22 protein-coding genes are annotated in these 25020 nt (G+C 43.4%); 4 read left to right on the forward strand and 18 right to left on the reverse strand.

Annotation, left to right across the window (positions count from 1 at the left end):
- Positions 1 to 13: 13 nt before the first annotated feature.
- From FE810_RS13465 to FE810_RS13500, 8 genes are all read right to left on the reverse strand, one after another.
- Entirely contained in the window at positions 14 to 2419 is a 2406-nt protein-coding gene (locus tag FE810_RS13465; protein ID WP_138320588.1) for a patatin-like phospholipase family protein, read from the reverse strand.
- Between the two features lie 54 nt (positions 2420 to 2473).
- Positions 2474 to 2953, reverse strand: a complete 480-nt coding sequence (locus FE810_RS13470; RefSeq protein WP_138320589.1) for a DUF4174 domain-containing protein — start codon at positions 2951 to 2953, stop codon at positions 2474 to 2476.
- Positions 2954 to 3446: 493 nt separating this feature from the next.
- Positions 3447 to 4232, reverse strand: coding sequence for an SDR family NAD(P)-dependent oxidoreductase (locus FE810_RS13475; RefSeq protein ID WP_138320590.1), 786 nt, complete (start codon positions 4230 to 4232; stop codon positions 3447 to 3449).
- Positions 4213 to 5574 carry an MFS transporter gene (locus tag FE810_RS13480; RefSeq protein ID WP_171022364.1) on the reverse strand — a complete coding sequence of 454 codons (1362 nt, stop codon included), beginning with the start codon at positions 5572 to 5574 and terminating at the stop codon, positions 4213 to 4215. The genes FE810_RS13475 and FE810_RS13480 overlap by 20 nt, the downstream gene beginning before the upstream one ends.
- Positions 5567 to 7444, reverse strand: a complete 1878-nt coding sequence (locus FE810_RS13485) for a Vgb family protein (protein WP_212744518.1) — start codon at positions 7442 to 7444, stop codon at positions 5567 to 5569. Before FE810_RS13485 ends, FE810_RS13480 begins: the two co-directional genes overlap by 8 nt.
- Positions 7445 to 8407, reverse strand: coding sequence for an NAD-dependent epimerase/dehydratase family protein (locus FE810_RS13490; RefSeq protein ID WP_171022365.1), 963 nt, complete (start codon positions 8405 to 8407; stop codon positions 7445 to 7447).
- Positions 8404 to 9324, reverse strand: coding sequence for a bile acid:sodium symporter family protein (locus FE810_RS13495; protein ID WP_138320593.1), 921 nt, complete (start codon positions 9322 to 9324; stop codon positions 8404 to 8406). The genes FE810_RS13490 and FE810_RS13495 overlap by 4 nt, the downstream gene beginning before the upstream one ends.
- 142 nt (positions 9325 to 9466) lie before the next feature.
- Complete coding sequence (locus FE810_RS13500) at positions 9467 to 10471, reverse strand: AraC family transcriptional regulator (RefSeq protein WP_138320594.1); 1005 nt, start codon at positions 10469 to 10471, stop codon at positions 9467 to 9469.
- Positions 10472 to 10710: 239 nt separating this feature from the next.
- On the opposite strand from FE810_RS13500, the gene FE810_RS13505 reads away from it, so the two are divergent.
- On the forward strand, positions 10711 to 11019 hold the full coding sequence (locus tag FE810_RS13505) for a hypothetical protein (RefSeq protein ID WP_138320595.1): 309 nt from the start codon (positions 10711 to 10713) through the stop codon (positions 11017 to 11019).
- Between the two features lie 8 nt (positions 11020 to 11027).
- On the opposite strand, the gene FE810_RS13510 is transcribed toward FE810_RS13505, so the two are convergent.
- From FE810_RS13510 to fadR, 5 genes are all read right to left on the reverse strand, one after another.
- Entirely contained in the window at positions 11028 to 13037 is a 2010-nt protein-coding gene (locus FE810_RS13510) for a TonB-dependent receptor plug domain-containing protein (protein ID WP_171022366.1), read from the reverse strand.
- A gap of 320 nt (positions 13038 to 13357) precedes the next feature.
- Entirely contained in the window at positions 13358 to 13759 is a 402-nt protein-coding gene (locus tag FE810_RS13515) for a hypothetical protein (RefSeq protein ID WP_138320597.1), read from the reverse strand.
- A 160-nt stretch (positions 13760 to 13919) separates the two neighbouring features.
- A complete protein-coding gene (locus tag FE810_RS13520) occupies positions 13920 to 14525 on the reverse strand; it encodes a peroxiredoxin (protein ID WP_138320598.1) in 606 nt (201 codons plus the stop codon).
- 134 nt (positions 14526 to 14659) lie between these two features.
- Positions 14660 to 14989 (reverse strand): Grx4 family monothiol glutaredoxin, encoded by a 330-nt coding sequence (locus FE810_RS13525; protein WP_138320599.1) that lies wholly within the window; start codon positions 14987 to 14989, stop codon positions 14660 to 14662.
- A 188-nt stretch (positions 14990 to 15177) separates the two neighbouring features.
- Positions 15178 to 15888 carry a fatty acid metabolism transcriptional regulator FadR gene (gene fadR / locus FE810_RS13530; protein ID WP_138320600.1) on the reverse strand — a complete coding sequence of 237 codons (711 nt, stop codon included), beginning with the start codon at positions 15886 to 15888 and terminating at the stop codon, positions 15178 to 15180.
- Positions 15889 to 16352: 464 nt separating this feature from the next.
- Between fadR and nhaB the strand changes: the two genes are divergently transcribed.
- On the forward strand, positions 16353 to 17939 hold the full coding sequence (gene nhaB / locus FE810_RS13535; protein WP_138320601.1) for a sodium/proton antiporter NhaB: 1587 nt from the start codon (positions 16353 to 16355) through the stop codon (positions 17937 to 17939).
- A gap of 15 nt (positions 17940 to 17954) precedes the next feature.
- Complete coding sequence (gene dsbB / locus FE810_RS13540) at positions 17955 to 18485, forward strand: disulfide bond formation protein DsbB (protein WP_138320602.1); 531 nt, start codon at positions 17955 to 17957, stop codon at positions 18483 to 18485.
- A gap of 242 nt (positions 18486 to 18727) precedes the next feature.
- Here dsbB and FE810_RS13545 read toward each other — a convergent pair whose 3' ends face one another.
- The 4 genes from FE810_RS13545 to psrA form a co-directional block, all read right to left on the reverse strand.
- Positions 18728 to 19033, reverse strand: coding sequence for a hypothetical protein (locus tag FE810_RS13545; RefSeq protein WP_138320603.1), 306 nt, complete (start codon positions 19031 to 19033; stop codon positions 18728 to 18730).
- Positions 19034 to 19746: 713 nt separating this feature from the next.
- On the reverse strand, positions 19747 to 21120 hold the full coding sequence (locus tag FE810_RS13550) for an SLC13 family permease (protein ID WP_138320604.1): 1374 nt from the start codon (positions 21118 to 21120) through the stop codon (positions 19747 to 19749).
- A gap of 81 nt (positions 21121 to 21201) precedes the next feature.
- Positions 21202 to 22239, reverse strand: coding sequence for a beta-N-acetylhexosaminidase (gene nagZ, locus FE810_RS13555; RefSeq protein WP_138320605.1), 1038 nt, complete (start codon positions 22237 to 22239; stop codon positions 21202 to 21204).
- Positions 22240 to 22363: 124 nt separating this feature from the next.
- Entirely contained in the window at positions 22364 to 22987 is a 624-nt protein-coding gene (gene psrA / locus FE810_RS13560) for a TetR family transcriptional repressor PsrA (protein WP_138320606.1), read from the reverse strand.
- A gap of 733 nt (positions 22988 to 23720) precedes the next feature.
- Between psrA and FE810_RS13565 the strand changes: the two genes are divergently transcribed.
- Positions 23721 to 24254 carry a hypothetical protein gene (locus tag FE810_RS13565; protein ID WP_138320607.1) on the forward strand — a complete coding sequence of 178 codons (534 nt, stop codon included), beginning with the start codon at positions 23721 to 23723 and terminating at the stop codon, positions 24252 to 24254.
- Positions 24255 to 24533: 279 nt separating this feature from the next.
- On the opposite strand, the gene FE810_RS13570 is transcribed toward FE810_RS13565, so the two are convergent.
- Positions 24534 to 24902, reverse strand: coding sequence for a hypothetical protein (locus FE810_RS13570; protein ID WP_138320608.1), 369 nt, complete (start codon positions 24900 to 24902; stop codon positions 24534 to 24536).
- Positions 24903 to 25020: the final 118 nt, after the last annotated feature.

Genomic DNA, 25020 nt, shown 5'->3' on the forward strand with positions numbered 1-25020 from the left:
TAAACTTCCTGCGCTAAAAAATCATTTCAACAATCTGTAATACGTCAAATTGAACCTGCAACTGCACTTTGTCTCGAGTTGCGATCTCGCCAAAGTCTTCAATGTCGTCGATGCGAACAGACCCGCGAATCGTAATCAACTCATTGATTAACCCGGTTGAAAAATAGATGGAATGTAGTGATTCCTTGTATACGCTGCGCCCCGGAAATGAATATTCATAGCCTGAAGATAGAACCGGTACGACAATTGAGCCCGTATGGTAACTACCGCCAACGGCCAGGCTTAAATAGTCGTCATGTTCGAAATCGGCTTCCAGGTAATTAAACGTCGCCGAGCCATCGATGGTGATATTGTCAAAAGGACTGTCGGTTCGACCCACCGCAGAGAAGAGTAAACTGTTCTCAAACGCACCAAAACCAAAGCGCAATGTCCCAGTACAACAATCCGAAAACCAATTACTTAACGGCCAGGTGCCGGTTTTAGAATAATCTATCCAGGAATCTTTAAACGGTTCCGAGATACGTAAAATGGTTAAGAGGTTCTTATTTTCAATGCGAAATTCGCAGTTATAACAATCGGATGCCTGTTCTTGCATGGTGATCAGATTGTCATAGCTCACCTTGAAATGCTCAGCTGCCCACTTCGGGTAGTCAATAAAAAGCTCATCCTGTAACGATTTGGATTTAAACTGCTTACGCGCCAAGCCTTTCAGATTGTTCATATAGTTATTAAACGTCATAGGCTCGGAATGTTTGCCGGAAAAGGTATAAAAAGCCTGAGATAATGCGATGTAAGTGTTTTGATAATAATCGCTGGCTAGCGGCATGGAAGCACGAAATTCGATGTTATACAGGTACTTTAGAAAATCTAATTCAAATAGCTGATTTTCCAATACCGTTTTTTGCTCAGGCGTTAGATTTTCCTGTTTTATTTCCGGACCTTCGACTTGCGTAAGTTGCCGGATGCGTTGAATCATTTGCTGTTGAATACACTGGCTTTTAGTTGATTTATTTACATCTTCGCAGGCATAAGAGCTAAGCAGATAGGCACCATCATAAACGCCAGTTAAATAATCATGAACGCGAAAATGAGCGGAATAAAACGCACCGAAATGGGCATGAAAATCCGCCAGTAAATTATGGTATCGACTGCTCATGCGAAAATGATACTTTTCTTCATCACTATGAATTTTTTCCAGTGTTTTACGGTAATTTTCACTGGTGGCGGTATCAAATGAATTGCCGAGGTATAAAAGGTAATCCCAAAGACCTACGCGATCCGGTTGCTTAATAGCCTCCCCCGGATAGATGGAAAACGAATCTTCGGTAACTGGGTTTTCATTACGCAGATTATCCGGATGAATAAAGACAATACGCTGTTGCGTCGTATAAGGCGGTTGTAGCGGCTCGGTTTTCAGTGTCTTTTGATACATCTCATGAATATCCACCGAAACACCAATGGGAGAATTATCAAACAAGCCGCCATCACTAAATAATGACGTCATCGCATAATCTAATTTGCAGACTCTTCCGTTGAGCTTTTTACTGATGCAAAACGGCAATTCGACCGGTGCAAACGCCACCGGGAAGGAACTTGACGCTTTGATCGCATCAAACACAATATCTGGATTGATCAACCCCGCAGAGTTTTCCGGTAAGGCAATGAAGTAATCGGGGCGCAGTTCCGGAAGTGCCGCTTTGAATTTGTCTAAATAGACATTTTTAAAGGCGATTTTACCGTTAATGGTGATAACTTCGATGGGGATAACAAACCGCTGATACCCTGTGGTTTGGTCCGAATTCTTAATTTTTTCCTGGTAGGGATACATTAACGTTACCGACATAGTCGTAATAATACTGCATTCAACTTTCCCCTCACCTCGACTTGGATTGACCGCATGCTTATTCGCATATTGTCGAGCTAATTTACTCTGGCTGACACCTGATTCAAACGGGTTCAGGACATATTGAGATAAATCTTCGGTGATCTTGGCAAAAATACTTTCCCGGTTAAACAAAGAGCCTTCATTGTTACGTTTATTAAGATTACTAATATCAATATTCCAACTTGAACGTAGTAGGTTTGAATGCAGATCTTCATTAAGGTTCGAACAAATTTTGATTGCCGATAACATGCTATTGATACTACCCGCAGAGGCACCAGAAAATGCCACCAGCGTTTCACTCGGCTGGCTTTGAATGTATTCGACCAGATACCAATTGAGCCCTGATTCATAGCTCCCCAGGCTAACTCCCCCTTTTATCGCAACAAAATACTCTTGCGAGGGGCGCTCTTGAATCATCGGTTTCTCAGCGGAGTTAAGTTGCGGCGTTTGCCCATAAAGATCCATACTGAAAACCATCAGCATAAAGGGTAGGATTAAAGCAACGGCATGAGTTTTTAGTGCGTTCTTTGTCATTGGCCTGTCATTTGTTATTTTTCAGGCACTGTAGGTAAGGCTATATCCGACAGGCTATTGGCTTTGTATTTCCTGTTGGCGCATCGGCATTGCATCGATGGTTTCGTATAGCTGCTTCAAGTCCAGTTCACTGGTAAACAGTTTTGGGCTGCCATCTTTGCCGATTAAAATAATGACATCCCCATCGCCAGTATTACCAAAATATTCGGCTTTAATGGAGTTTTTGAAATTATCCGAAACTTCCCCGGGATAATTAGTCTCGACTTGATCAGATTGAAAAATGAACCAGTAAATATGTCTGTCACTGAGTTGTTTTGCATCATTTTCAAGAGATTGAGAAAACGACTGTTTGGCTTCATCAGACCCCTGCATAAGCAACACTCTTGATTGCCATTGCAACTGGCCTATGTCATTTAACTCTTCGGCATGGAGAAAAGAAAATGGCGCCATTAACCAGAAAATAAAAAGACCCAATACAGACCTGGAAAGTGCCTTAGTTACTGCTTTAAAGACCGCTGAGTTTGTTGTTTTCATCGAGCTATCCTGAACAGAGGTCAACGTCCATGAAAACCTTGATTTACTTGTATCTATTCCCACAACGGCAACAATGACAGTGAGAATCAGAAAGAATTTATATTGTCAATGTATAGCATAGGTCAGGGCATGGAAAATTGTGAAATAAAAGAAGGGATTAACAGAAACGAAAGATGAAGAAAGAAACACGTTTTTTGGGGGATAAGAGCAGTACGTATCGCAAGTGTAACTTCGAGTACACAATCAAAGATTGTTCCTAGTACACGACGAAAAGCGTAACTTCGAGTACGCGGATGTCATCCGCTCCGAGGACACGCAATTTCGAGTGAAAAGCACAACCGCCTAGAGTCATTCCCTGACACTACAGGGAATCTACCACCAAATGGCGGAGCTACAACTGCCCGATAACTCAGATAAGTTAACAACATCATCAACGTCAATCATCAAAAACAATCATTAAAAACAATCCTGGCCAACAAAGGCAAGTGAGTGGTTACTCAAACTCTTTCTTGGCACCTTTACTCATCACCTTTAAATATACCTCGGGGAGCAAACTAAACAGCCAGCGCGCGATATTGGCCACCTTGCCCAGATACAGGGCGCGTTGACCTTTGGACGCTGCCGCTAATATTCGACTTGCCGCCACTTCCACAGAAATCTGTTCGCCATTGGTATTCTTCTTGAGTGCCCCTGGCGATGAAACGCCGGCATTCACCTGCGCCGTCAATTCTGGTCGTGACCGCACAAACGATGGGCAAATAACACTGATACTGACCCCTTGTTCTTTGACTTCACTGGCTAAGGAATAGAAAAAACCTTGCATTGCATGCTTACTTCCAGCATAGAGCGAACGCCCGTATAAAGGAGCAAATCCTGCAACACTGGACATGGCAATGATTTGCCCCTTATTGTTTATTATTTGTGGTAAACACAAACGGGTAATATCGACCGCGGCGGTATAATTTACTGCGATTATTCGATCCGCGAGATCTCTGCTTGAATCGCCAAAACGACTCATATGGGTAATACCTGCATTATTGATTAATACATCAATACGATTAAATCGCGAGATAACTTGTTCGATGGCACCTTGCAACTGCGAATAGTCGGTAATATCGAGGGCAATATTCAACACATTATCATGTTCTATTACATTGTGATTGGTTAAGTCCAGACAGGCGACAAACGCCCCCTGCTCCAGTAACTGTTTACATAATTCCTGACCAATACCGCCACCGCCTCCCGTGACCACCACGACTTTATTTTGGTAAGGATGCATGCGTTATCTCCTCTATACTCTCATTTTTATCCGCTTTAACAGCGTTAACATCTCGCTCACCCTTGCCACAATGGCTACCTTGACCACTATCACTGGTTGGCTGTTCAAAACTTTCCAGTGAGGTTATCTGAATCAAACGAAATAGCGCAATGAAAATCAACGTGACAATAAAACCACCCGCTGCCATTAATGCGATTTGCGAATCAAATGCCTGGGCAACGATGCCGGAAACGACTCCACTTAATGCAGGGATAACCTGACCGATAATGGTATAACACGCCATCACTCGGCCGCGATAAGCCGGTTCACATAATTGATTCAATCCTGCCACAATCAAACTGATGGCAATACCGCCGGCAATGCCAGAGGTTATTAGCACGGCGACCGACAATGCTAAATCAGAGATCAGTGCTAACGCGCCAAGACCTGATGCAGCCACCAAGATTGATAGATTTAATTGCCAGCCCAGCTTGCCAATGTTGCGGGTAAATAGACTGAGCAAGCCTCCAACAATCAAGGAGAAAGCTACTAAAGATAGATAGTTCCCCTGTCCCTGTGCACTTAACCCTAACTGCTGCTCTGCAATAACCGGCAATAGCACCTGCATCGGCCCCATCAATAGATAAGTGATCATTGACAACAATAGCAAAGGCTTCACCATGCCGGGCTTGAACAAAATTTTCCAACCATTTACCACTTGTTGCCAAACCGAGGCCTGGTTATCGGCAGTTAACTCTGGACCGCTTTGTTGCGTTTGCTCATTTTCGCGTATTACTGAAGATTGTGGATGATGGCGTAAGCGTGCCAGCAAAATGGATGAGGCAATAAACATCAATGCGGCTACTGCAAATACGCCTTGGTAACCAAAGGAAACCTGAAGGTTTTTCACCACCATAGGGGCGATGCCAAAACCACTCATAACCATCAAATTCAGAGCAATGGTGCCCGTGGTGAGCTTTTGCGCGGCAATAAATGCTGGTAGCGCCGCAAATCTTGCGGGTGAAACAAAAGACCAGGCAACGCCGGCAAAAAACGCAGCACTTAGAAGTAAGACAACTTGCCAAACAGCTTGCGCGTTCAAGGCAAGGTATAGCAGCGCCAGACTAATTAAAAATGAATTTTGGGCAATTAATATCACCCGTCTTGGGGAATATCGGTCGCAATAAACCCCAGCAAACCAACCGAGAATAACCGGCGGTCCAAAACACAAACCATAACCGATACCCGCCAGCATTGGAGAATCAAACCAGTCTATGGCCAAAAAGATAATGCTGTAATTGACCATATGTCCGGCAATAAACGCCAGCAAACAGGACAAAAGAAATCCGGGAAGTTTATTCATCGATTTGGCTCTTTGCTCTACCCGCCTCAGACCTGTTTTCCTCGCCAGCATCGTCATACTGCGGTTGCAAACGGATCAATGTTGGCTGGCCGTCTTCGATATGCCAGCTCGGGAAACTTGAGTTGGTCGTAAAAACATCACCATTGGGGGCAATTTCAACATCTCGGGTAAACGTTACACGTTTTGGCATTGGATAGTGATGCCAGGTTTTGGCATCGATATCATAGCGATAGAGTGCATCAGAGGTGTTACCGTTAATCCAGACAATATCTCGGCTACGATCCACATTAAGCGAGTATGGGGTTTCACTGCCCAATGGGTACACAGGGATCTCTACGTTTTCAAAGCGTTCCGTAATCGGGTCAAATTTGACAATCATCGACTCTGGAAAGGCGGCAATCCACAAATTACCTTTTGAATCACTGCGCAATCGGCGCGGTCCGGTAAACGGGGTGTCGTATACAGTGACCTGCAGTGTTTTAGCATCAATTTTACCTATGGAATCGGCGTGTAAACGCGCGAACCAGATATCGCCATTAGGAGTGATGTCAATGCCATAAGGAAGCGGAACACCGGAAGATTGTTCGTCGATAGAGAACCAATTGGCCAATGGTAACCCCCAATCCATCAACTTTAAGATTGCCCCCATAAAGCTGACGGTTAAGCCTTCACCAAAATTCCGGGCTGGCAAATCAAACATCTGAAATTCTTGGTTTTTTCGATCAAACATAGCGATTTGATTCGATAATGCCATGGTAAACCAAATTCGGTCTTGCGCATCAATACGCACCGTGTGCGGGTAATAACCATCGTCCATTTCATGGATGATAAAGGCTTTTTTGGTAACATCAAACTCAACTAATCGTTGTTGATACGAGGTGGTAATAAAGATATTGCCATCCACTTTTGACTCTGCGAATGAATGAATACCAGCAAAGGTTTCATGTTTGGGAAATGAGCTTAAACGATTGCCCATCAAGCCACCGTGCTTATCTCCTTTGGCACGCTTCATTTTATAAACAGTATATTCGCCGTTTTCTGGATTAATTTCGTATAAACGATCCTGAAGATTGTCGCCAACATAGACAAACCCGTTCGAGTGGTACAACAAATCATGCATTTGCGAAAACGCATCACCAATTGGCCATTCGGTGATCTTATCTTTGCTTAACGATGTCGCCCAGGGCGTTGCGTCTGGGATTAATTCCGGGTTTTCAAATAAACGTTTATATTCTGCGCTTAGCAAAGGGGGTAACTGCTCTTGTGCTTCATCGTGCACCCTGGCACCGTAACCCACCATGCGATATACAATTTCATTCCAACTTTCTTCGTCGCGTGGACGACGGAAAAAATGCGATCCCTGTTGATGACAAAATCCACATTGCATCACGTAATGTTTCTTTAAGTCTTCATCGCCCAAATCCAGTGCCGATAACCAGGTATTCGCCGGTTTGGATTCCGCCAGCATTAACGGATCGGTGATTGGCTTCATTTGCAACGTCAAATCTTCATTACCACTGGCTTCAACAGTTACGTCCTGATAATTAGGACGACGTATGCGAATTCGGACTTTGTCTTGCTTATAGGTATCAAATTCGACTTCGCCGTTAACATCGGTGAATCTGGTATGGACGGTATTGGAACGATTTAAACGGCGCTCTGGTGGATAACCCATATCGGATTTGTCCAATACAAACCCCTCTACTGGCGTCTGCATCACCATAACCTGAGGCAACGGTTGGTTGTTTTCATCGGTGACCATCACAGTCGCCGCATGAGCCGTTGACGTTATTAAAAATAACGAGGGTAACGCCGCGATTAACGCTGCAGATATCGACAATATGACGGTTTTCATGGAAGTATTCATCACTTAAACATCCTTTTGCAATGCAAGAAACTGCTCCAGCGCCTGCTGAGAGGTATAGCGAGGTTGATGGTGAAAGGTTCGTTTGAGTTTATCGTTCGCCAAAACAGGACGATATTTCACGAACTTCACCTGCTCTGGTCCGTATTGTGTCAGACCAAGCGGCTTTAAAATGCTTAGCGCTCCTTCAATTAACCAGGAGGGCAATGGTAAATAAGGCTTGCTTAATGTTTGTGCGATTTGCGCCATGGAAACGCTACCGTCACCCGCAAGATTATAAGCCCCTTCAATATCACTAAACATGGCTTCTTGAATATAGGCCACCACATCTTCAGACCAGATAAAGACAAAAGGTCCGGGAAATCCTGCCACTCCGGTGATCATTTTTTGCTGGAAAAGGTTCACGATTGGACCGTCAAAGTCGGGGCCTAAAATTGTTCCAGGGCGTAAAATCACTTGCTTGAGTTGTGGATACAGTGTTTTCGCTTGCTCCATATACGCTTCAATTTCCGCTTTATGGGCACTATAAAAATAATCCTGATTACCTTTTTTTGGATGTTCTTCGCTTAACCAGCCGTTATTTTCTGGCCAGTATCCATAGGAAGCGCCGGAGGTTGTCACGAGAAATTTTTGACAACCAATTTGTGCGGCAAGCTCGACCAGTTTTTGGGTTGCAACAACATCAATTTCATAGGCCTTCTCACGGGGCATGGCTTTCGAAATTTGCAAAATAGACGCTAGGTGAACAATCACATCCGGTTTGACTTGTTCTACCCATTGGCTAAAGTCACCGTGACAAATATCCAATGCTCGGTACGACAATGTCTCGCCGTGTTCCGGATTTGCAATTTCAACCCCAAGTTCTGGCTTGATATCGGTGGCAAAGATTTCTGTGCCCTGCTGTTTTACAAGGGATTGAATCAAGCGACGCCCCAGACAACCTGCCGCACCGGTAATTAATACTTTCATGTTTTTTCTCCGCGCTTGGTTAACGCCTGATTCGATTTTTGTTGTTTGAAAATTAGGGCCACGGTGAGTCCTGCCACGATGTGCCAGGTTCCCCAAAATGCACATATCAAGGCCATTCCGGCCTGACCATCAAACTGAGTAAAGACAATGGCTATCGCTAAGGACGCGTTTTGCATGCCCACTTCAATGGTCACCGCCTTTTGATCTCTGACGTCTAGGCCGGCGCTTCTGGCGCTTAAGTATCCAAGCAAAAAAGCCATGCCGTTATGGACGACAACAATCATCAACAAGAACCATAAATGCTGGAGGAAGGCTTGGTTATTTTTAACAACGGCGATCAAGATAAACGCAATTAACGCCAGCAAGCTGGTATTTTTTAGTAGTTTGTGAAGGATTTTTGCGGCGTTTTCAAATTTAGCGCGGATCAATAATCCCCCGGACAATGGAATCGCCAACACCAGGATCAAAGATTTAAACAGTTGTTCTGAATCCACATCAATAGCATGCATAATAGCCATGGCTGGCTCATTAAATTGCGACCAAAACATGAAGTTTATAGGCATCATAATGACCGCTGTCGCACTTGCCGCGGCGGTCAGAGAAATGGATAACGCGGTATTACCACCGCTCAAATGAGTTACGAAATTAGAAATGGCGCCTCCTGGACAGGAGGCGACTAGCATCATGCCTAGTTCTATGCCGGGCGGTAAATCCACCAGCAAAGTCAAGGCGCAGGTCAGAGCCGGCAAGAGTAAGAACTGAGCGCCCAAGCCCGCAATAACGGCCTTAGGCATGGTAATTACCCGTTTAAAATCTTGCCAGTGTATATCCAGCGCTAATCCAAATATCATACTGGCCAGCACCAGATTTAACATCCATTGCGCACTAGAATCGTAAAATACCGGACCTATTTCCATATTATTATTCTTGTCGTTTTTGTTGTTGGACGCTAATACTAACGAATTTACGTTGATAAATAATGACTTTTAGCGCCATCAAACACCCATTGTTTGGCGTGAAGTGCAAAACCATAGGATTGTGAATAATCAATTGGAATTATTACCCCGCTTTATCGGCCAAAAGCTGTTTTCGATATTGCAACGGCGTCATACCTGTCCAACGCTTAAATGCTCTTTGAAATGCACTTTGCTCTGAAAATCCCGTCATTTCAACGATATAGAGTATTGAATAGTGCTCAAGCTGTAGATAATCCATTGCCATTTTCTTACGCAAACTATCCAACAACTGGCTATAACTTGTTCCTGCATCCGATAGTTTACGTTGCAGCGTGCGAACACTTAGGTTCATTAACTCGGCAATCTCTTCGATGTCCGGCACCTTTACCGACAAACGATTGATCATATATTGGCTCATCACTTCAATCGGCACCGCTTCAGTAAAGCTCGCCAGTTGTTGCTCCGCATGCTGACACAATAAATCGTGTAATTGCGGCTCATGCTTTATTAAAGGAACCTCGAGCAGTTCAGATCCAACCAGCACTCCGTTGGCATCCTGAGAAAACAAAACAGGACATTGAAAGTACTGTTCGTACACCCGCTCATCCCCCTGACATGCGTGGGCAAAAAACACTTTTTCAGGGATCACAGGGGCCGCGGATAATTTTCTTGCCAGGGCAACCCAACCGGTAATGATTTCTTCAACCGTATGGTGCGAACACGCGTAGGCCGGAACCCAGTTAATTAAGGTGTATTCACCCTGTAGTTTTATAAATGGTGAGCCGAGATTGCCAACTAAAGACTGAAACTTGTATTGTTGCTGCAATGCCTGACGCAAGGTTGGTGCTGTGAAAGCAATATAGCCTAAGGTACTCCACCGGTCTGGTTCGATGGTTTGCCCAAAATTAAACCCAATGTCTTTCAAGCCGAGGTTTTGCTCGGCAAAAGTATATAACGATTCCAGCACTTGCGTGGGTAGTAGCGAGTGTTCGTTAAATAATGATGCCTTGTCCAGACCGACTAAATCCAGACTTTGACGTAGAGGTACGCCAAGGTGAGATAGGTATACCACCAGCGCTCTGATGGAGTGGGACGATACTTTGATCATATTGAATTAACTGCTGATATCGCTACTAAGTGTAGCGATAAATAATGAATTATCGTTAATACCCTATATTTAAACACATTTATTTGAGTTAGTCGTAAAAGATTCTTTGATAGTGGTGCAATCCTGCTCCACAGAAATGGTATAGACATGGGTCTTAAACTCACACTCGGATGCGCGCTTAACAAGCACTGTGGAGGCGCATTGTTTTGAGGTAAAGGCAGATACCCACTTTAGTGAGGATGACGGTAATTATTTTTATAATAAAAGCTAGGCAGATCCCCACTTTCGTGAGGATGACGGTAATTATTTTTGTAAAACAAGCCAGGCAGATCCCCACTTTCGTGAGGATGACGGCAATTATTTTTGTAAAACAAGCCAGGCAGATCCCCACTTTCGTGAGGATGACGGCAATTATTTTTGTAAAACAAGCCAGGCAGATCCCCACTTTCGTGAGGATGACGGCAATTATTTTTGTAAAACAAGCCAGGCAGATCCCCACTTTCGTGAGGATGACGGTAATTATTTTTATGAGTAACGGGGGACTATAAACGAAGAACTAGTCACCAAATTGAATGCGAACTCCGCCATTCACGGTAAAGCCATCATTACGGGACCAGATATCCGTGGTCCAAGTGCCGCTTGGCGCTTGTTCTAGCAAAAGCAAAGGATGGACTTTGGTTTGGCGAACATTTAGCAAATTTTCCGCGTTCAAAAACCAACTCACCCGTCCCAAGGTGATTTGTCCCAACAGACCTAAGTGCCAATATGGCTTGCCTTGATCCAGATACGGATTATTTTCCAATTTTTGGGTACCGGTGTAATACGCTTCAAACCCCAGCAAACCTTTACCATGTTGCTCCCACATGATCACCGCACCCGCAGAATGTTCTGGCGTAAGTGCGATTGGCGTGCGGTTAGTCGGCATTGAATCCGGCTTACTGGAATCGGTATATAGATAGCTGCCGGTGAATTTCACATCATGCCAGCGATAGCGCAGTAATAATTCGGCACCGCGAATACGCGTTTCCCCGGCTGAATTTACCAAACGCACTTGTTTCGCGCTATTCGTTGTTACTCCGTCAATGGTTTGCAGTTCAGTAACACCATCAATATTTGATGCGAATAAGGTAAGTCCGGTTTCGATGTTATCAATAACATACGTGGTATCTATAGATGCCGTTGATGCTCGCTCTTGCTCGAGTCCTTGCAAAGGCTCAAGACGCGACAACCCCGCCGCTTCAATTTCTTCAACAAATGGCGTTGGCGCAAAATATCCTTTTCCATAAGAGCCACGAATGCTCCAGTTATCAGGGCTATATAACATTGAAACTCTGGGACTGAACTGCGTACCATATTCACTATGCCTGTCGGCTCGAGCACTGATGGACGTTGATACATCTTCGGTTACATCGTAATCAACCTGAGAAAAAATTCCCGGCACTTGATAAGAGTAATCAAATTCAGAAAAGGTTTCGGAATGAAAGGATTCTGACTGCACTGCAACCCCGACTACCCAGTCGGTTCGATCATTGTATCCGGAGACGCTCGACTCAAGCAGGTAGCTTTCGTGCTTGTCATCTTCCAGGGAAAAACCATAGCCATGCTCATCTTGTTGGATCATTGCCGACCCCCTGATATTCAGGTTCATCACCTCGGAGAAAGGTTGCTCAAAAACAAAGCCCGCATCAGTTCTTTGAGTGTCAATCGTTTGCTTAAATTCGTTACCATCGGGCACAGTTTTCCCGGGTAACGTGCCGCCATTTCGAGCTTCATTCATCGCGCCCAGTGTCATATACAGATTGGCACCATTATCGCCACTCCAATATAAACGGGGCCGTGCAGTAATTCGATTGTAGCCCGCCATATCAATCCAACCGTCATCATCAAGGTCTTGTTCTTGTTGGTGATGCGCACCGGCAGTGATGGAAGCGCTAAAGGATTCGCTCAATGGACTGGCAAAATAGCCGGTTAAATCCTGCCCCTCTTTAGACGTAAGGTTTAATAGCATTTCACCTTCGAATTCGCCAGATGGTTGTCGAGAAATCAGGTTGATCACCCCGCCGAGTGCAGAACCACCATAAAGGGATGAGGCGGAGCCTTTAATGATTTCGACATTGGCAAGATCGGTCGGTGGAATTTGCAATAAACCAATCGATGATGCCTGACCACCGAATAGTGGCAAGCCATCACTTAATAATTGTGTGTAACGACCGTATAAGCCCTGTAGGCGAATATTGGCGCTACCGAGCGCCGGTGATGTGGTTTGCACTCGCACGCCACCAGTTTCCGCCACTAACATCGAAATATTACCAGGACGCATCAAGGCTTTTTCTTGGATTTCTTCTGCGTTTATAACCTCAATACGCATCGGTGCGTCACTGACTATTCGGCCTAACCGTGTTGCTCTGACCTGAATTCTTTCAATGTTTTCATGGTGATGATCGTCATGGTGCTCATCTTCATGAATATCTTGCTTGTGCTGTTCATCATGATGTCCATTTTCATGCTCGTCGTGAGAATTCTGCCCAATTGGATTTTCAATCTTGTCTGGTGTTTGCGTACTCATGGTTGAGTATTCATTCGCATTTGACTGCGCGAGAGTGAATAAAGACACAAGGCTCACGGCAGTGATTGTTTTTGTATAAAAATGGTCAGGCATTAGAGTTGTAGAATCATTAGTGGTTAAAAAACAAGGCAATGTAACCTATATCATCGCTCAACACTATCTTCACTTGTCTGTGTGAACATTTATTAAACAGCAGGTTTGCGATATTGCTTAACCAATGGCGGGGAATAAAGGCTCGTAGTTAAACTTAAAGTAAACGCGACAGCAATATCGAAACTAAAAGCGAAAGCATGGACTTACGCAATCTGATCCCAAAGTGCTCAATACTTCATTATTTGGCGCTGACAGATATTGGCCCATTGTATCAGGGCTATCCACTCGCGAATCGCTAGAATAACACTAAATAATGCGATAGCTACCGCAAGATTTTCTGGAAAAAAGCGAATGGATTCAATCAACAGCAATAGATTTCCCGTCAGGACGAGCAATCGTGTTTTGTAATGAAATGAATAGCGATTTGATTTTAAGGGTAAGACTGAGCGTTTGCATTGTTTAGCATCAGCATCGATGCGTACCAGACTTCTTAAACACACCAAATAAAATAAGGCGATAGCCAGAATACCTAACGTATGAAAAATAAGTTCTGTGGCAGTATAAATAAAGTAACAGGCTGCCAATATCAGCAATAAGGCGAGGGTTTGATCTCGGTTGGTAGAAAACATCGCTGTTCGTCCCTGAAAAGCACTAATCGAATATGTCTTCTTTAAGTCTAGTCGTAAATTCAAACTCCGCTGGGGCAATCAAAAATAATTGATAAAATAAATTTAGGGCATAAAAAAAGCTGCCATCAGGCAGCTTTTTCACGACATGCGAATGACCTAATTAAAGGTTGTCTGCATTGTCAGCAAGGTAAGATGCAACACCATCGGCAGATGCTGTCATACCTGCGTCACCTTTGTTCCAACCAGCAGGACATACTTCACCATGCTCTGAGTGGAATTGAAGGGCATCGATCATTCGCAACATTTCATCAATGTTACGACCTAAAGGTAGATCGTTAACAACCTGGTGACGTACATTACCTTCTTCATCGATTAAGAATGAACCACGGAAAGCAACACCAGCTTCTGGGTGCTCAACGTCGTATGCCTGACAGATTTGGTGTTTAACATCAGCCACTAGAGGGTATTTAACTGGACCAATACCACCTTCGTTAACTGGAGTGTTACGCCATGCGCTATGGCTAAATTGAGAATCGATAGAAACACCGATTACTTCAACGCCACGGTTTTGGAACTCTTCGAAACGCTTGTCAAAAGCGATTAGCTCTGACGGGCAAACGAAAGTGAAATCTAGTGGGTAGAAGAAAATTACCGCTTTTTTACCTTTGATGGTTTCGGTAAGGTTGAAGTTTTCTACGATTTCGCCGTTACCTAATACAGCAGCTGCAGTGAAATCTGGAGCAGGACGACCTACTAATACACTCATGTTGTTCTCCATTTATTAACACAAAGTTGTTTCAAAAAAGTTATTTCAAAAACATTGTTTTCAAAAATCAGGCATTGGACAACGTGTTTGTCCAAACCCACTCGAATGGAAAATCCACTCGATATAAAACTCGACTATTCTTGCGATTGCTTGGCTGCCACTTCTTTAATTAAAGGTGCCAATTCGCCTTGCTGGTACATTTCCATAATGATGTCACAGCCACCAATCAATTCACCTTCCACCCATAACTGTGGGAAAGTTGGCCAGTTTGCATACGCTGGCAATTCCGCGCGGATGTCAGGGTTTTGCAGGATATCCACATAGGCAAATTTTTCGCCACAGGCCATAATCGCTTGTGAGGCTTGTGATGAAAAGCCACAACTTGGAAGTTTTGGCGAGCCCTTCATAAAGATTAGAATTGGATTCTCGGCAATCTGTTGTTTGATCTTTTCAATGGTTTCCATAAAGTCCTCAAATTTCGCTAACTAGACAAATAAAACCTGAGTAGTTTACTCGGTTTTCATTTTAAATGGTATTACGGAAGATATTATTCAAGGGTTTGCTGAAAAAATAATTTGCAGGAGTGTTTTTCAGGCAAAAATAAACCCTGATTATCAGGGTTTATTTACGAAATTCTGATTCGAGACGCGAATTAGCGAGCAAGTTCTCGTAATACGTCATCTTTTAACTTGTACCAAACTTGTGCGGATTCTAAACCATAGTTACGAACCACCTGAACAGATTCATTAAAATGACCATTTTCAGCGACGGCAATCAACTCCTGATAAAATTTCAGGCTCAGCTGACGGGCATCTTCATGCGCAAAATACAAACCACCGAGACGAGAATATAGATTCTTGAAGCCATTTAGGACAAGAACATAGATTGGGTTTGATGACGCTAGCGCCAAATCATGATGCAATTGGTAGTCGCTTTGCGCGAACTGCTCACCATCACATTCAGTTTCAAGGCATTGCTTGAGCAGTTCAACAACTTTTTCAGGGTTGTTTTTCACCGCTGCACGAATGAAGATGGCACTTAAATTGGTTCTTGCCGACAGCAAGTTTTCAACTAAGTCAGGAATACCTTCCTGATCGAGCTCCGCGAGTGTACTTAAGATGTTTAACCCACAGGTTTCCCAAAAATCATTCACCTTAGTCGGTTTACCATGTTGGATAGTTAACCAGCCATCACGAGCCAAACGTTGTAAAACTTCACGTAAAGTTGTTCTTGTTACACCGATTAATTCGGATAATTCTCGTTCCGCAGGTAAAATTGAGCCAGGCGGAAAGCCACCGTTCCAGATAGATTCAACGATATACTGCTCAGCAAACCCGGCAGGACTTTGTGCTTTTATGATCATTTAAAATTCCGTATAACTTACGTAAAACGAATACTAACGCTCTGTATATAAACTGATTGTACCAGAAGATGTCAAGAGCTTGTTGATGGATTAAATAAATCAAAACAAAAATGGCTATTTAATCAGCAATTATTAACCGGTTTCTTACAAATACACGAATATCTGCATATTTTCGCCACCAACTACAGCAACTATTTTAGTCCACTAAGGCACGCGAATAAAAATCAAATCGAAGAATAAAGCACTGGTTTTCGACTTTGCTGCAATATCTCTGGCAATGCACCCGATTTATTTAGTATTTCATGGGCTTTTTTGGCTGATAATTTGTATTTTAGCCAACTAATCGATGATATTATCACGACCGCAATTACTTGTTCGCTAAACAAGTAAAAATAATGATTAATTCCCGATGAAATTTGTTTCATCACACAACAATTAGAATCGTTCTTTAAGGTAAGTTAGTAATGCAGCAATCATTTGCCCACGCCTTGTACCGAAATTTTCTTGGTCAGGCGCCAAAATGGTACAAGGCAACAATTATCGGTTTCTTGGTCCTCAACCCAATCCTGTTCTTTTACGTCTCTCCCTACGTCGCTGGTTGGGCGTTGGTACTTGAGTTCATTTTTACTCTGGCAATGGCGTTAAAGTGTTATCCATTACAGCCCGGTGGTTTGTTAGCCATTCAGGCGGTTGCGATAGGTATGACAACGCCAAGTCAGGTGTACCATGAAATCAGCGTAAACCTGGAAGTGTTATTGCTTCTGATTTTTATGGTTGCGGGTATTTATTTTATGAAAAACCTGCTGCTGTTTTTGTTTACCAAGATAATTACTAAGGTACGCTCGAAAATCGCCGTATCTTTATTATTTTGCATTTCCAGCGCAATCTTGTCGGCGTTTCTTGACGCGCTAACGGTTATCGCCGTTATCATCAGTGTCTCGGTAGGCTTTTATACGGTTTACCATAAAGTCGCTTCGGGTGCGAGAATACACCATGACCACGACCATACCGAAGACGAAAAACTGCCAGAATACTCTCGCAGTGACTTGCAGCAATTCAGAGCTTACTTGCGTAACCTAATGATGCACGCTGGTGTCGGTACTGCACTTGGTGGGGTAATGACCATCGTTGGTGAACCACAGAATCTGATCATCGGCCAACAAGCCGGTTGGCAATTTTTAGAGTTTGCCATTCGCATGTCCCCGGTCACCATCCCAGTCTTTATCTTTGGTTTGATCACCTGCTTTTTCGTCGAAAAATTTAAGATATTTAATTACGGCGTCGAATTGCCAGAAAATGTTCGTACCATTTTGGTGGAATTTGACGAAGAAGAAACCAATCGTCGTACCCATTTAGATAACGCCAAGCTGGTAATGCAAGGTGTTATTGCAGTTTGGCTCGTTGTCGCTCTTGCCCTTCATTTAGCGGCTGTAGGTTTAATTGGATTAACGGTGATAATTCTTGCTACATCATTTACCGGTGTTATTGAAGAGCATCAGATTGGTCATGCATTTGAAGAAGCTTTGCCGTTTACCGCCCTACTTGCGGTGTTTTTCGCTATTGTCGCCGTGATTATCGACCAGCAATTATTTACCCCTGTCATTAATTGGGTGTTAACCTTTGAGGGCAATATGCAGCTGGTGATGTTCTATCTGGCAAATGGTGTGCTTTCCATGGTCAGTGACAACGTATTTGTTGGCACGGTATATATCACCGAAGTGAAAAAAGCGCTGCTAGCTGGACAAATTACCCGCGAGCAATTTGATATGCTTGCCGTTGCCATCAATACCGGTACGAACCTTCCATCGGTCGCAACGCCAAATGGTCAGGCGGCATTTTTGTTCTTATTGACCTCCGCTTTGGCGCCACTGATTCGCTTATCCTATGGGCGTATGGTTTATATGGCCTTGCCTTATACCGTGGTATTAACTATTGTCGGCTTCGTCGCAATTTATTCCGGCATATTGGTAGAATACACACAAGTATTTTACGACATGGGCTGGATCCACCACGGTTCGGCAACCCCGTTAATTGAACCAAACGGTCACTAATGTTAAGGTTATCTGATGTTTAATGCACTAAACAACTGGGTAATGGACAGTAAATCATGGTGGGCGCTGGCGTTGTCAGCTCTCGCTCTGGAGCTGACCGCACTATATTTCCAATATGGCATGGGTCTTGAGCCCTGCATTATGTGTATCTATCAGCGCGTCGCCATCTTTGGGATTCTTTTTGCAGGACTTGTTGGCGCACTGGCCAACAACTCCATTATCGGACGCTTGATAGCCTTTTTATCCTGGGGTGTGGGCGCAATTTGGGGACTTCTAATTGCACGTGAACATGTAGAAATGCAATCCAATGCAGATTCTCTGTTTTTCAGTTGCGATATCGTACCTAACTTCCCTCAATGGTTACCCCTGCATGAGTGGATCCCAGCGCTGTTTGAAGCCACAGGTGATTGTGGCGAGATAAGCTGGTCATTTCTCGGGTATTCCATGCCGCAATGGATGATAGTCGTCTATGCCGTTTACAGTGTTTTATTGATATTGTTTTTGGCGAGCCACCTCATCAGCATGGTGTCCAACAACAAATCCTAAACTGAAAAAAGAGCCTCTCGGCTCTTTTTTATTGGCTCATCGTTTTTGTGTATAACGCTCTTTGACTCCCCTTTTCTATCCACCATCACGCCATTATGTCTTCAGGTGCCCCCTGCTCGCAGGCAGGGATGACTGTGTAAATAGATGCGATGGAGTATGACTTCAAGTGGTGCAAATTTGACGTTAACCGATTGAAAAGGTTAATGTCTCAAAAGATCTACAGTCATTACAATTAGTTAAAATTAGAAATAGGATTTAAACATGGAAGTATCATTTGATGGTTTTTCAGGACTGGTGATTTTGGCCTTTATAACACTAGTAATTTCTTTGCCTGTCAAAATTTCAGCATCAGTAATGGGGGCAACGCAAACATCGATGATGCGTTCATTTATGGCAATGCTTATTCCTGTCGTGATCGTGATTGTTTTGTCTACCGTATTACCTTGGATTATTTTTTTATATCCATTTATATTGTTGGCTTCGATAATGTATATCTTAGGTGCTGGATTCATAGGCGCAATTGGAATAACGATATTTACTGCTGCCATCTACACGTTATTCTTTAAATATTTTTCTGAAGGAATATCCATAAGCTCAGTGCTGTAATCTGAGATGACTGAAAAGAGCTGTGAGTTTGAGTCATTGAACCTTCCGCTATCTCTATAATGTCCACCGTCATCCCGCACTTGATGCGGGACCTCCTATCGCATGCTGTGATCCTATTTAATTCAACTTCTTAGCTCAAGAACTAAGTAAACAAGTCTCAGTAAAACGAAATGAGGTTCCCTGTCGGAGCAGGGGATGACGGAGTAAATATTCGATGACAGCGTTTGGCATTTTAGAGACATTCGGCTCTAGCTAAGATTCCCTGTAGTGTCAGGGAATGACGCGAGGTGGTTTTGCATGAATCGACAGCCAGTTCTCGGCAATTGCTCCTGCATTGCTCTAATAGGTTACCTCCATGTAACGACAGACGCTGTCGACATACCTATATCCATATAGGCAACTCGAAATAGCGTGTACTCGGAGCTGATGACATCAGCGTACTCGAAGTGACGTTTTCCGTCACATGCTAGGAACAATCTTTGATTGTGTACTCTAAGTGACGATTTCCGTCACGTGCCAGAAACAATCTTTGATTGTGTACTCGAAGCGACGATTTCCGTCACATGCCAGAAACAATCTTTGATTGTGTACTCGAAGCGACGATGTTCGTCGCGTCCCCGGAGTATCGCTTGCGATACGTACTGCTCTTATCCACCTAAACCAATATCCAGTAACAACACAAGGCGACAATACATGACATGATCAAACTAAGTACCGCACCTTCTTTTACCATATCGACAATTTCCAGTTGTTTGGTACCAAATGCTATCGCATTCGGCGCGGTGGCCACCGGGAGCATAAAGGCGCAACTTGCACAGATTGCTGCTGGGATCATAAGAACATGGGGCGGTAAACCGGTGGCTATCGCCGCTGCCGCAAGGATAGGCATCAATAAAGTCGCGGTGGCGGTATTGGACGTAATTTCCGTTAAATAGGTCACCGATAAGCAGATACACAAGAGTGTGAGCAAGATGGGTAAATTGGCAAGTTCCACGAGGCCAGAGGCAAGTAAATCACTTAATCCGGAAGCGACAAATGCTTTGGCAATCACAATGCCACCTGCGAAAAGTAACAACATCCCCCAGGGAATGGTTTTGGCGGTATCCCAGTCCAATAATCGCGAGCCTTTGCCATTGGGGATCATCGCCATAAGAACCACCGCCGTCAAAGCAATGGTACTATCCCCGACCTCAGGTAAATCAAATAGCCCACTCCAGCCGCCAAAAGGCTCTTTACGGGTGATCCATGCTAATGCCGTTAATCCAAATACTGCCAGTGTGCGTTTTTCTTCTACCCGCCATGGCCCGGGAGTTGGCATCTCAATTTTTTCAACCATGGTAACATTTCGGGTTAACCACAATCCCATAATCGGTATCGAGATAAGCACAATAGGAACGCCCACTTTCATCCACTCGATAAAGCCAAATTCGGTTTGCGTAAATTGCTCGTAAATCCCCATAAAAATCACATTCGGTGGCGTACCAATTAACGTCCCCACACCACCCACACTTGCCGCATACGCAATCCCGAGAATTAACGCGACTTTTAGCTTGCGGTTTTCAACATGAGATAATATCGCCAGAGCCATTGGCAACATAATGAGTACCGTTGCGGTGTTAGAGATCCACATACTCAAAATTGCGGTGGCCAACATAAAACCAATGACCAGTCGTCGGCCACTGTTCACGCCAACAAGATTCACCATATATACGGCTAATCGCTCATGAACCTGGCTTTTCTCAAGGGCCTTGGACAGCATAAACGCGCCCATTAATAACAAAATGACATGACTTCCCAAGGCGCTGGATGCCTGCTTATGGTCGAGGATCCCAAATAAAGGGAACAGCGCAAAAGGCAACAAACTGGTGACGGGAATGGGTAAAGCTTCCGTTACCCATAAGACAACGACAAGCAGCGTCAACGATACCGTAACGGCCGCTTGTTCGGCCATGTTCAATTGCAATAATAGAAAATAACAGGCGACGCACAATAGCGGTGCCAGAATCGTTGTCAGTGAATTTTTTGTCATGGTGCTTATTGTTTTAGTGAATGCATTTACCAAGGTGTTGTTTTAATAACATAACAGACATTATCATGTTTAAGTGTTGTTTTAACCAAAATGCTTGGTAATCAATTTATGCGTTTTTAACCATTGTTTGTTTTGGTGTAATTCGCTTGTTTGGCATGTGCGGGTGTTACTCAGCATGGTTTGCACCCGCAATATACTGTCTGGTTTTGCATCGAGATTGGCATGGTCGAGCACCTGTTCTACGCCGGGACGGTCATTACACAGCAACAACATATCGCAACCTGCGTCTAATGCAGCTTCGCAGCGCTCGACATAACCCCCCGCCACGCTTGCCGCTTTCATCGACAAATCATCAGAAAAAATCACGCCATTAAACCCCAAATCTTTGCGTAAAATTTGCTTTAACCATATCTTTGAAAAACCGACCGGTTGATGGTCTACGTTAGGATAGATAACATGAGCGGGCATTACCGCGCCCAGCTGTTTGCGGCTCATCAGCGCCTGGAATACCGTCATATCATGATTAAATATATTGGCTTTTTGTCGGTCATCAACGGGCATCGCAATATGGGAATCTTCTTTGACACTGCCGTGTCCAGGAAAGTGTTTACCCGTTGCCAACATTCCTGCTTCATTCATGCCCACAATAAACGCACTGGCCAGGTCAGTCACCGTTTGAGGATTCATATCAAAGCCCCGATCGCCGATAACATCCGACACATCGTCAACGTCCAGCACCGGTGCAAAACTGATATCCACACCAGCACTTTGAACCTCGATCGCCATTAGGTATCCGAGATTTCGGGCAAGTTCACAACCTAATTCAAGTGATTTAGCGTCGGTGTTTGTTAGCAGACGAGCCCGCTCAATTACCTTGCCCATGGCTGGCAATTTAGTGTAGCCACTGCGAAAACGTTGTACGCGTCCACCTTCTTGATCGACACCGATCAAAATCTGTTCATTTTGCGATTTAATTTCTGTGGTTAAGCGCCTTAGCTGTTCTGGATCTTGGTAATTGCGGGCAAATAAGATTATGCCGCCAACATGAGGGTGGGCGAGGATCTCGCGATCCTGTGCGGTAAGCTCTAAGCCTTCAACATCAACCATTAAACAACTCACGCCGACTCCTTATGCAGGCTAAAACCTAAAAATTAAACTGAAAACGAATAAGAACCCTTTATATCATGACCTGCGACAGTCACTGAACCCCAATTTACTGTCGCAAGCTCAATGCATAAATGGCTTAGTGAGATTTCGCACCAACACCCGATGCGACATAAGGAATTAAGCGTCGAATTACGCCTTCAATATCCACTTCAGAATCAAAATCATTTTGGGCAATATCAATCAAGGCAGACGTTGATGACATCGCAAATACTGCGGTTCCCATGGTAAAGTGCAATCGCCAAAACATATCTTCAGAAGACAGCTGAGGATAGGCTTTATGCACCGCCAAAACAAAGTTATCAATTATACCGGGGTAATTGGTGGTGATAAACCAACGCAAAAAACCCTGAGAGTCGGTATAAGAATGACCTAGCAGTTGCAGGAAGTTACTGGTGCCCTGCTCTTTCAACGTATTCAAAGTAAGTAACGGCTCAACAAACGCTTCAAAAACCTGATCTAAACTTAGATCGTCGTTTTTCTCCATGACCCTCAGTAGCGCTCCTTCGAGCTCAGGGCTTAATACGTCCAGATAACGTTTCATCAATGCTTTAATTAATTCTTTTTTCGAACCAAAGTGATAGTTAACTGCGGCCAGGTTTACTTCAGCGGCACTGGTAATTTCACGTAAAGACGTGCCAGTAAAGCCCTTATCTGCAAATAAATTTTCCGCGGCATTGAGAATTTTCGTTTTTGTATCCATAACTCACAGGCCAAAATGAAACATGCGTTTAAAATGCCAGCTAGTTAGATAAGTGTCAAGAAATAACGGCTCTCATAGAAAATAAAACAGTGCCAAAGCAATACAAAAATTGAAATTTTGCCATGTTAAAAAGTTGTAAAAAAAACTGACAAAAAATTGTGCGAAATTAAAATTCTCTACCATACTTAAATTATATTAACGATTCTCCCTGGACCCTTTAGCTCCGATCTGTCAACTGGCTATTGGGTCTTTTTTTATCTGCAAACTCAGAAAATTGGTCTAAGATACCTTTCATCAGCATTTGACAACGACCAACAAACACACTCTGAGGCCTTATAAAATAAAGGGTATAGACGAAACCCGCTTAACTTTTCTCAGCCCAAGACAAACGGCATACTCACAACACATGATCGCTGCAGCCTCGTCTAAAACCAGATTGATGCCTACACAGATTCACTACCCTGGAGAAATGGGCATGAAAACATAACATTTTGACATTAAAGGCTTAATACCGTTGAAACGGCGGTTACTCGGGAGGTAAAACGCGAATAGGCTCAACCTTATTCAATGCCGGACATAGTAAAACCCGTTGAGTTTTCACTAGTTAAATTCCAGATATTAAAACAAGCTCGTGCGAGTTGGGTGTTTAACAACTGTGATTTCGTGTGTTGTGATCAAAAATGAGAACTGACCGTTTAATGGTATAGACCAGTTAGTTAATTGGAATGAATTAATGAGTATTGAATATGAAAAAGTTAAGCGGGACAAGCATATGTTCCAATTACCACCACTACCTTTACTGACCATTTATGATGATAATCTCTTTGTCCGAAACGATTACGATATCCTGTCATCGGGACAACGCCAGTACCTTATTCAATTTTTTAAAAAGCTGGGATTTCAACAAACAAGCGGTAGGTTACTGACGAAAGATGATGTGCGATTGCATTTTCCAAAACCTCAACACATACTCGCGCAGTCTGCGTTCGATCCACAATACTTAACCTTTGCAAAACGTGACTACTATTTTGTCACCCCCACAACATTTGCAGAAACCATTTTTCAACAAGGATTAAATGGTTTAAACGAAAACTTCCTTAGTGATATTCATGCGTTGATAGATACCTGCCCTTTCAACCTTGAATTACTTCGGGACATCAACATCAACAATGCACTCGGCCCTTTCATCAACCGTCATTACACGGAATTAGAACAATACCAAAGACAGGTCATCGTGGAAAAATTTAAAAACAAAAAGGCGCTTTAGTAATTGCTTTCGCGATAAACCTGATTCAAAGGAGTATTAAGAAATGAAATAACCGCATTAGATAGCGCATAATGTTTATCTTGCAATTGTTATTACAATTATCCTGTTCTCGATAGTTAGTGTGATTAAAGCTGCAAGCGAATAAAGAGCATTAACGCTCAACAGCCAAATAAAACTCACGTTGTTTTATTACACAAAAACTTTCAGAAAATTTGAATTTATAGCCGATAACTTCCGCGTCCAGTGCAAACGCGGCATTTAGTGCAATACCAACAATGTTTAAAGTTCGTGGTGCACGTGCAATTCAGGCATATGCATTTCAAAAACAATATTATTGTTCTTTACTTTAAACGGCCAACGCTCATGCATCGTCTTTTCACGACTATATCCATCGCAACCATAGTAAGTCGACCAAGTATAATCGACGGTCACTTCGCCATTATTGTGATCAAGCTTCACGTCCGAAATACTTAGGCTTTCCGTTTCTACTAAGGCTCTCAGGTCATATAATTGGCAGACACGGGACATAAATTCATGTAGTTGCTTTTTATGATGATGAAAATGCCCAAGAATGAGCTCTCTTATTGCATTGTTGCTTGTCAGATCGTGGCCATGGGCATCGATATTTAATAAAACCTTTTCAGTCACGGCGATTTTCTCCCAGTCGGTTTGCTACTCTAATTTTGTATCTGTACTAAAATCTGAAGGTTATAGAACACATTGAACATTATGTAAGTCTAACTGTAAACTTTCATTTTTAACACCA

The organism is Thalassotalea litorea (genome assembly GCF_005843925.1).
Classification (GTDB): Bacteria; Pseudomonadota; Gammaproteobacteria; order Enterobacterales; family Alteromonadaceae; genus Thalassotalea_A; species Thalassotalea_A litorea_A.

Bases quoted from the DNA above. Each gene is read 5' to 3' on its own strand.
- FE810_RS13525 (WP_138320599.1), bottom strand. From the start codon at position 14,989: ATGGAAACCATTGAAAAGATCAAACAACAGATTGCCGAGAATCCAATT.
- fadR (WP_138320600.1), bottom strand. From the start codon at position 15,888: ATGATCATAAAAGCACAAAGTCCTGCCGGGTTTGCTGAGCAGTATATC.
- FE810_RS13565 (WP_138320607.1), top strand. From the start codon at position 23,721: ATGAGTATTGAATATGAAAAAGTTAAGCGGGACAAGCATATGTTCCAA.
- FE810_RS13475 (WP_138320590.1), bottom strand. From the start codon at position 4,232: ATGCATCCTTACCAAAATAAAGTCGTGGTGGTCACGGGAGGCGGTGGC.
- FE810_RS13500 (WP_138320594.1), bottom strand. From the start codon at position 10,471: ATGATCAAAGTATCGTCCCACTCCATCAGAGCGCTGGTGGTATACCTA.
- FE810_RS13470 (WP_138320589.1), bottom strand. From the start codon at position 2,953: ATGAAAACAACAAACTCAGCGGTCTTTAAAGCAGTAACTAAGGCACTT.
- FE810_RS13505 (WP_138320595.1), top strand. From the start codon at position 10,711: ATGACGGTAATTATTTTTATAATAAAAGCTAGGCAGATCCCCACTTTC.
- FE810_RS13545 (WP_138320603.1), bottom strand. From the start codon at position 19,033: ATGGCAGCAGTAAATATCGTTATTCCAATTGCGCCTATGAATCCAGCA.
- FE810_RS13495 (WP_138320593.1), bottom strand. From the start codon at position 9,324: ATGGAAATAGGTCCGGTATTTTACGATTCTAGTGCGCAATGGATGTTA.
- nhaB (WP_138320601.1), top strand. From the start codon at position 16,353: ATGCAGCAATCATTTGCCCACGCCTTGTACCGAAATTTTCTTGGTCAG.
- FE810_RS13465 (WP_138320588.1), bottom strand. From the start codon at position 2,419: ATGACAAAGAACGCACTAAAAACTCATGCCGTTGCTTTAATCCTACCC.
- FE810_RS13515 (WP_138320597.1), bottom strand. From the start codon at position 13,759: ATGTTTTCTACCAACCGAGATCAAACCCTCGCCTTATTGCTGATATTG.
- FE810_RS13520 (WP_138320598.1), bottom strand. From the start codon at position 14,525: ATGAGTGTATTAGTAGGTCGTCCTGCTCCAGATTTCACTGCAGCTGCT.
- psrA (WP_138320606.1), bottom strand. From the start codon at position 22,987: ATGGATACAAAAACGAAAATTCTCAATGCCGCGGAAAATTTATTTGCA.
- FE810_RS13550 (WP_138320604.1), bottom strand. From the start codon at position 21,120: ATGACAAAAAATTCACTGACAACGATTCTGGCACCGCTATTGTGCGTC.
- dsbB (WP_138320602.1), top strand. From the start codon at position 17,955: ATGTTTAATGCACTAAACAACTGGGTAATGGACAGTAAATCATGGTGG.
- FE810_RS13490 (WP_171022365.1), bottom strand. From the start codon at position 8,407: ATGAAAGTATTAATTACCGGTGCGGCAGGTTGTCTGGGGCGTCGCTTG.
- FE810_RS13480 (WP_171022364.1), bottom strand. From the start codon at position 5,574: ATGAATAAACTTCCCGGATTTCTTTTGTCCTGTTTGCTGGCGTTTATT.
- FE810_RS13510 (WP_171022366.1), bottom strand. From the start codon at position 13,037: ATGAGTACGCAAACACCAGACAAGATTGAAAATCCAATTGGGCAGAAT.